7 protein-coding genes are annotated in these 6,750 nt (G+C 60.7%); 3 read left to right on the forward strand and 4 right to left on the reverse strand.

Annotated features, from left to right (window positions below):
- The first annotated feature begins 55 nt into the window (after nucleotides 1-55).
- From ACR3FE_RS22830 to ACR3FE_RS22840, 3 genes are all read left to right on the forward strand, one after another.
- Nucleotides 56-1,852: a flippase activity-associated protein Agl23 gene (locus ACR3FE_RS22830; protein ID WP_458210071.1), complete on the forward strand. Its 1,797-nt coding sequence runs from the start codon at nucleotides 56-58 to the stop codon at nucleotides 1,850-1,852.
- 63 nt (nucleotides 1,853-1,915) lie between these two features.
- Nucleotides 1,916-2,101 carry a hypothetical protein gene (locus ACR3FE_RS22835; protein WP_458210073.1) on the forward strand — a complete coding sequence of 62 codons (186 nt, stop codon included), beginning with the start codon at nucleotides 1,916-1,918 and terminating at the stop codon, nucleotides 2,099-2,101.
- Complete coding sequence (locus ACR3FE_RS22840) at nucleotides 2,098-2,526, forward strand: GtrA family protein (RefSeq protein WP_458210075.1); 429 nt, start codon at nucleotides 2,098-2,100, stop codon at nucleotides 2,524-2,526. The genes ACR3FE_RS22835 and ACR3FE_RS22840 overlap by 4 nt, the downstream gene beginning before the upstream one ends.
- A gap of 132 nt (nucleotides 2,527-2,658) precedes the next feature.
- Here ACR3FE_RS22840 and ACR3FE_RS22845 read toward each other — a convergent pair whose 3' ends face one another.
- The 4 genes from ACR3FE_RS22845 to ACR3FE_RS22860 all read right to left on the reverse strand — a co-directional run.
- Nucleotides 2,659-3,039: a DUF7522 family protein gene (locus ACR3FE_RS22845; RefSeq protein ID WP_458210077.1), complete on the reverse strand. Its 381-nt coding sequence runs from the start codon at nucleotides 3,037-3,039 to the stop codon at nucleotides 2,659-2,661.
- A 131-nt stretch (nucleotides 3,040-3,170) separates the two neighbouring features.
- Nucleotides 3,171-5,948: an aconitate hydratase AcnA gene (gene acnA / locus ACR3FE_RS22850; protein ID WP_458210079.1), complete on the reverse strand. Its 2,778-nt coding sequence runs from the start codon at nucleotides 5,946-5,948 to the stop codon at nucleotides 3,171-3,173.
- A gap of 164 nt (nucleotides 5,949-6,112) precedes the next feature.
- Nucleotides 6,113-6,580 carry a hypothetical protein gene (locus tag ACR3FE_RS22855; protein ID WP_458210081.1) on the reverse strand — a complete coding sequence of 156 codons (468 nt, stop codon included), beginning with the start codon at nucleotides 6,578-6,580 and terminating at the stop codon, nucleotides 6,113-6,115.
- A gap of 59 nt (nucleotides 6,581-6,639) precedes the next feature.
- Nucleotides 6,640-6,750: integrase core domain-containing protein (locus ACR3FE_RS22860; RefSeq protein WP_458208193.1), on the reverse strand; the 111-nt coding region annotated here is incomplete at its 5' end.

Genomic DNA, 6,750 nt, shown 5'->3' on the forward strand with positions numbered 1-6,750 from the left:
GTCTATAACGCGATCAGTACTGCAAATCGACCACATCATTCCACCCCATCGTCTCATGCCCTCCGAAATCGAATCTCGATCGACACTCTCGGTCCCCGCCATCCGCGAATCCCTCACTGCATCCGCGAACCGCACCAAACTGACTGTCGTGGCCATCACGCTCCTCGCATTGCTCGTTCGCGTGGTTGCGCTCGATGCACGAGTCGCCCACGAGGACGAAGCCCGCGTCGCCTACTGGATCGCCCGCTACGCCGAAACCGGTATCTGGGAGTACCGACCGATAGTTCACGGGCCGTTTCTCGTTCACGTGAACTCGGTCGTCTTCAACCTGTTCGGTGCGAACGATTTCACGATGCGACTGCTCGTCGCCCTGCTGGGTGGCTGCCTCCCGCTCGGTGCCTTGCTCTTCCGCGAGCGACTCCGACCGACCGAGACGGTCGCACTCGCTGCACTGTTCGCCACGAATCCGGTCTTGCTATACTACTCGCGGTTCATGCGAAACGACGTGCCATTGGCCGCAGCGATGGTGTTCGCCTTCGGTTTCTTCGTCCGGTTTCTCGATACCAGAAGATCGCGATACCTCTTCGCAGGCGTCGCCTCGTTCGCGCTCGGGTTCACGATGAAAGAGAACGCATTGCTCTATCTCGTCTGCTGGGTTGGTGCGACGGTACTGCTGTACGACCAGCGACTCTTCCTCCGGCGCGTCGGAAACGAGGGTTTCGCCTCGGCGTTCCCACCGCTGGTGCTCGATGGGTTCCGCCGATTATGGAATCGAGATCTGACGGTCGTCACCGAGCATCTCCGGTGGGTTGGCGTCGCAGTTCTCGCAGTCGTGGAGTTTATCGCCATCATCGTCTTCTTCTACGCGCCGCGGTCAGTGTCCCGCCCCGGTCCCGGTCTCGGGAAATCGGTCTCACATCCCGAAATGGTTCCCGGTCTCATCATGACAGCGACCATCGGGACGTGGGAGAAGTTCATCGGGTGGACGAACCACTCCGACCACGCCTATCTCCCCTATCTCGGGGATTTCCTTCTGACACTCGAAGTCGGCGCACTGGCGCTCTGTCTCCTCGCCGTGGTCGGGTTCCTCGTCGACCGGTACTCCGGCGACCAGCCACGAGACGTGGTTTCGTTCGGATTCTACTGGGGCATCGCCAGCGTGCTCGGGTACCCCCTCGTCATGGACATCCCGGCAGGATGGGCGACGGTGCACGCCATCGTTCCGTTGGCGTTCCCTGCGGCGGTCGCTCTCGCCATAGTCTTTCGATGGGGAGTGGAGGGGTACGAGCGCCGGGACGACGTGAGCGTCGTCGCCACTGCTATCCTGCTCCTCCTCGTCACCGCGCAAGTCGGTGTCACGGCGTACGACACGAGCTACGAGAATCCTCAGAGTCCGGACAACCGACTCGTCCAGTACGCCCAACCGGCGAGTGAGATGAAACCGCTCATCACCGACCTCCAGCGAATCGCGGCGACGAACGAGGGGCCTGACGTACTCTTCTACGGGGCAGAACTATACTCGCCGAACGAATCGGCACACGAGGTTCCACCTGCCGGGAGGGGCTGGTTCGCTCGACTCCCCTTCGCGTGGTACTTCGAAACCACCGACGCCTCTATCGTCAGCACGGAGCAGCAGACCGATATCGATGACCAACGTCCACCGATCGTCATCACGTTGAACAACGTGTCCACCTGTGCCAGCGAGGACGGTACCGCCGAGGATATCGACCGGTACATGGGCGACTATCGACGCTACGAGTTCCATCGATTCGGCTACAACAGTGGCTGTCACGTCAGTAGCATGGCTATCTACGTGGAGAAGGGCGACGACTCGGTGAACTCGACAGCGTGATTCACCGACAGGTATGAGCAGATACCAGAACCTTCAGTAGCAGGACTCCCCGACTACGACACCGTGGACGGACACGAAACTGTCGCTCTCGCGTTCGACGAAGTCGGTTTCGACGTGTCTCCATCGTTCGCAGATCGCTCGCGTCGGGTGGTGCCACTGGAGGCATCGAGCCACGGCGATATCTCGGCCGTCCTCGATAGCGTCTTCTTAACTATCGACCCAGTCTACACTGTGGGGGGGAACCGATGAGGGTGCAGGAGTTCCTTCGAAATCTCTTCAGTGGACCTATCGCACCGCAACTCAGGCGGTTCGTGGTCGTCGGTGCTGTCGCCTCGGGAGTGCAGACGATGCTCCTCTGGATGTTCGTCGAGTACGCGGGGTTGGAGTATCTCATCGGCGCACTCTTCGCCATCGAGTTCACGATCATCTTCCAGTACGTCATCAACAACGCCTGGACGTTCCGGGCGAGTCGAAACGCGGGACGCGCAGAGTATTTCGTCGGTCTGTTCAAGACGAACGTCGTCCGGGGAACCGCCATCCCCATCCAACTCAGCGTGCTCTTTGCCCTGGTAACGTGGTACGCGATCCCCTACCTCGTCGCAAATCTCGGTGCCATCGGCATCAGCGGAATCTACCGTTACATCCTCGACGCACGGTGGACGTGGGGGGACTGAGTCTACGAATACCTCGATTAGTTCTGAGACTGCGAGTACGCCGATTGGTCTGCGAGTACGCTGATTGAGTTGTTTTGCTCACGCACGCACGCGGAGATTCAGACAAAATATCTGACTCTCGGATTAACGATGCTACGTCTTCTCGGCGAGAACCGTTTTGACCGCCGATGCGACGTCCTTAAAACGATCCATTTCGAGGGAATCGGTCGTGACGAACACGCCGTGGTCACCGACGATGACGCGGGTGACGTAACCGAAATCGAACACGCGAATCGTGAACACGTACTCGCCGAGTTCCGATCCCCCGTAGGCCTGCTGTGAGGAGAATCCGAGCCGTTCGTTCGCGACGAACCGGTCGATGTCGGCGTCGCGTTCGAGGTCGCTTCGGAGGTACACCTGTTCGTACTCGTTAGCTGTAAAATACGTTATACTTCGTAGTTCGTCCCCGATGACTGTTCGGCAGGCACTCACGAACTGGTCTGCCAATTCGTCGGAAATCAAGTCCCCTGACATACGCTATCGTACGACCTCCATCACCAAGAAACGTGACCCGGCGGTCGTCTCGGACGGGAAGACACTTTCTCCGTCTGGAGTCAGAGAAAACGAAACGAAAAATCCGACCGTGATAGCGATTATCGTCGCGACTACTGTTCGGTGAGGAGTCGGCGGAGCACCAGGTGCAGGATACCTCCGTTCTCGACGTACCGAACTGCCGCGGGCGTCCCGACCTGTGCGGTGACGGGGAACTCGACAGTCGAACCGTCCTCTCGCTCAGCGACGACGGTGAGGTCGTCGTTCACTTCGAGGCCGTCGTCGAGACCGCGGATGTGGAAGTGCTCCGAGCCATCGAGACCGAGCGACTCCCATCCATCGCCCTCGGCGAACTGGAGGGGCAGCACACCCATGCCGACGAGGTTGTCGCGGAAGATGCGTTCGTAGCTCTCGGCGATGGTGGCCTGCACACCGAGGAGATCCGTTCCTTTGGCGGCCCAGTCGCGGCTCGACCCCGTTCCGAACTCCTTGCCAGCGAGGACGACGAGCGGAACGTCGTCGTCACGGTACCGGCAACTGGCTTCGAAGACGGTCGTCTGTTCGTCCGTGGGGTGGTGGATGGTGTACCCACCTTCCACGCCGTCCAACATCTCGTTCTCGATGCGGACGTTGGCGAACGTCCCGCGCATCATGACCTCGTGGTTGCCGCGTCGGGAGCCATACGTGTTGAACTCGTGGGGTTCGACACCCTGGTCGACCAGCCACTCGCCTGCAGGGAGATCACGGTTGAACGGCCCGGCGGGACTGATGTGGTCTGTCGTGACGGTGTCGCCGAGGTTCATGAGGCTCCGAGCGTCGTCGATGTTGGAGACGCCCGGCGCGTCCAGTGGGAAGTCCTTGAAGAACGGCGGTTCGCGGATGTACGTCGATTCGTCGTCCCACTCGTAGACATCGCCGGTCGGGGCGTCGAGCGACTCCCATCGCTCGTCGCCCTCGAACACTTCAGCGTACTTCTCGGTGAACATCGACGGATCGACGCTGGTGTGGATAGCGTCGTGAACCTCATCCGGGTCGGGCCAGATGTCAGCCAAGTATACCGGTTCGCCTTCCTCGTCCGTTCCGATAGGCTCGTGTTCGAGGTCGATGTCCATCCGACCGGCGAGACCGTAGGCGACGACGAGCGGTGGGCTGGCGAGGTAGTTCGCGCGGATCTTCGGGTGGATTCGGGCTTCGAAGTTCCGGTTCCCGCTGAGCACGCTCGTCGTCCAGAGGTCGTGGTCGTCGATAGCGCGCTCGATCGGTTCGGGAAGCGGTCCTGCGTTTCCGATGCAGGTGGTACAGCCGTAGCCGACGACGTTGTATCCCAGTTCTTCGAGATACGGGAGCAGTCCGGAGGCCTCCAGATACTCCGTGACGACGCGGCTACCCGGTGCGAGACTGGTCTTCACGTACTCGGGCACGTCGAGCCCACGCTCCACTGCGTTCCGGGCGAGGAGCCCTGCGGCCATCATCACCGACGGGTTCGAGGTGTTCGTACAGCTCGTGATCGCGCTGACGACGACACTGCCATGGCCGATCTCGGTCTCTTCGCCACCCAAATCCACCGTGACCTTCTTCCCGAGCGCGCCGACATCCGGCTCCGGAAGGTCGGCGTCCGGTCGGTCGTCGTCGAAGCTTCCCTCACCGAGCCAGCGGACGAGTTGGTTCTCGTCGAGTTCGGGAAGCTGGTCTTCGAACTCGCCGTGGACGAGGTTCCTGAAGTGGGGCTTCATGTCGCCCATCGGGACACGGTCTTGCGGTCGTTTCGGTCCGGCAAGGCTCGGTTCGACGGCGGAGAGGTCGATCTCGACGACCTCTGTATACTCGGGTTCCTGCTCGCCGAACAGACCCTGCGCGTCGAGGTACTCCTTCACGAGTTCGATGTGCTCTTCGTCGCGGCCCGTGAGTTCGAGGTAGTCGAGCGTTGCGTCGTCGACCGGGAACATACTGATGGTCGAACCTTGCTCGGGTGCCATGTTGGCGATGGTCGCTCGGTCGGGGACGGTGAGCGAGGAGACGCCGGGGCCGAAGAACTCGACGAATCGGTCGACCACACCCACCTCACGGAGGTCTTCCGTGATGTGGAGCACCAGGTCGGTCGCCGTCGCGCCCTCGGGAAGTTCCCCGGTGAGGCGAACACCGACGACCTCGGGGAGTTTCATCGTGATCGGCTGGCCGAGCATCGCTGCCTCGGCTTCGATTCCACCGACACCCCAGCCGACGACACCGATGCCGCCGATCATCGGCGTGTGGCTGTCCGTTCCGACGAGGGTGTCCGGCAGGAGCCACTGGTCGCCATCGTTCTCGCGGTCGTGGACGACCTGCCCGAGATATTCGAGGTTCACCTGGTGGACGATACCGGTTCCGGGCGGGACGACGCTGAAATCGTCGAACGCCTCCTGTGCCCATTTGAGTGCTCGATAGCGCTCGGCGTTTCGCTCGTATTCGAGTTCGACGTTTCGCTCGTACGCATCGTCCGAGCCGAAGTAGTCGACTTGCACGCTGTGGTCGATGACGAGGTCGATGGGCACCTCCGGCTCCACGAGACCGGGGTCTTTGTCCGCCCGGTCGACGGCGGAGCGAAGCGCAGCCAGGTCGACGACAGCGGGGACACCCGTCAGGTCCTGGAGAACGACCCGCGACGGCGTGAACGGAACCTCGACGTCTGGAACGTCGGGTTCCCACGACGCTGCGTTCCGAACGTCGTCTTCGGAGATGATATCCCCGTCGACGTTCCTGAGCACCGATTCCAGCAGGATTCGGATGCTCACCGGCAGTTTGGAGAGGTCACACAGACCCTTGTCTTCGAGGACGGTGAGGTCCGCCATCTTGTACGTCGACCCGTCGATTTCGGTTTCCCGTATTGCCCCAAAGGGGTCATCGCTTACCATATCATGTGATAGGGGTACCCGTCACTTCAAGCATGCTAGTTGCGTGCGCTTGTAAAATGCCGAAATACGATGGGCCGGAAGCTGTCGAGTCCCGACTGAATACCGTCTCTCCAGTGTACCAGAAAACCGAATTCATTGCAGAAGTGGCCCGACAACGCCCGGAATCACTTCATCGAGGTTTCGGTGGGTGTGGTGGTCATTTTACAGGGTTCACTCGGGTCGAGGGTGTACCAAATCTCGAGGTCTGGTGTCTCGCCTCGTTCGGTGTGAATGTCTCCGATGCGCAGCGTTACCGAGATGGGGCTAACGTTCGCGTCAGCGACGTTCATCGACCGCCACGTCGTCCGGCCGTCAAGGCGGGCGCGAACGACATATCGACCCGGCTCGTTTACCCACGCACAGGGGAGCTCTGCCCCGCCGGGGCCGACAGAGTCACCCGCTGTCGCTTCGTGGTCTGCCCAGTAAATGGGTTGGCCATCCCGCTCGATGAGGACGTGGACGGTGTACGGTTCGTAGGCGTGGTTGGTGATACCGATTTTGCCAAGTACCGGGGGAGCGGACGACTCCCCAAGCGAGAGACACCCGCCACTGGTTGCGGCACCAAGCAAAGTGAGGAGGTGACGGCGGCGCATAGTTCCCTTACCAATATGCTCTGATAAACTGTTTGTGGTGATCAACTCGAAGGCACTGTCTAGTTTAGCTCCTCCTCGATAGGCGTTCGGTTGGTGAGCGATTGATGCGGTCGTTGGTGGTTATAGTAATGTACAAATTGTTCAAGCCACCGCTGAACGCTCGGCCGACT

This window comes from Haladaptatus rarus, assembly GCF_054177585.1.